Source organism: Frigoribacterium sp. CFBP 13605 (assembly GCF_014839405.1).
Lineage (GTDB): Bacteria > Actinomycetota > Actinomycetes > Actinomycetales > Microbacteriaceae > Frigoribacterium.
The window spans coordinates 1-757 of the sequence record NZ_JACYNS010000219.1; the positions used below are offsets into that span (position 1 = coordinate 1).

1 protein-coding gene is annotated in these 757 nt (G+C 74.4%); it reads right to left on the reverse strand.

Annotated elements, in window-relative coordinates; all coding sequences use genetic code 11:
* Nucleotides 1–757, reverse strand: a 757-nt coding sequence (locus tag IFT36_RS16135) for an MFS transporter (RefSeq protein WP_200413678.1), incomplete at both ends; no start/stop codon positions are given.

Consider the following 757-nt stretch of genomic DNA (forward strand, 5'->3'; position numbering starts at 1 on the left):
CGAGCCCGAACTGCAGGCCGCCCGCGAGCGCGGCGGCCGTGCCGGGCGCGCGGTGCCCGAGCGCCTGCGTCAGGGTGATCGACCCGGGGATGACCCAGCCCCAGCCCGCCGTCACGAGGGCGAGCGCGGGCCAGATCAGTGCCGGGCCGACGCCGGTCAGCGCACCGACGAGCACGAGGGCCGACCCCACGGTGCAGGTGACGAGCCCCACGGTGAAGAGGTGGTCCTCGGCGAAGCGCCCGACGAGGCGGCGGAACACCAGGGTCGAGGCGATCATGCACGACGCGTTCGAAGCGAAGACGAGCGTGTAGAGGCCCTCGCCGAAGCCGTACTGCTCCTGGAAGACGAACGACGACGTCGCGATGTACGAGAAGAACCCGATCGTCGCGGCGCACCCTGTCACGAGGTACCACCGGAAGCGCGGCATCGCGAGCAGCGTGCCCATCCGTCGCAGCGAGGCGACCAGCGAGCCCGCACCCGGCTCGGGGTCGACGAGCGTCTCGGGCAGACGGCGCGCGGCCGCCCAGGTCAGGGCGGCCCCGAGCACCGCGAGCACGACGAACGTCGCCCTCCAGCTCGACACCGAGAGCACGACACCGCCCACGAGCGGGGCGACGACCGGGCCGACGGCGTTGATCGCGGCGAGCGTCGCGAAGAGCCTGCTGCGCACGAGGCCCGTCGTCGCGTCGCCCACCATGGCCCGGGCGGCCACCGAGCCCGCCGCGCCGCCGAGGCCCTGCGCGACGCGCGCAACGAC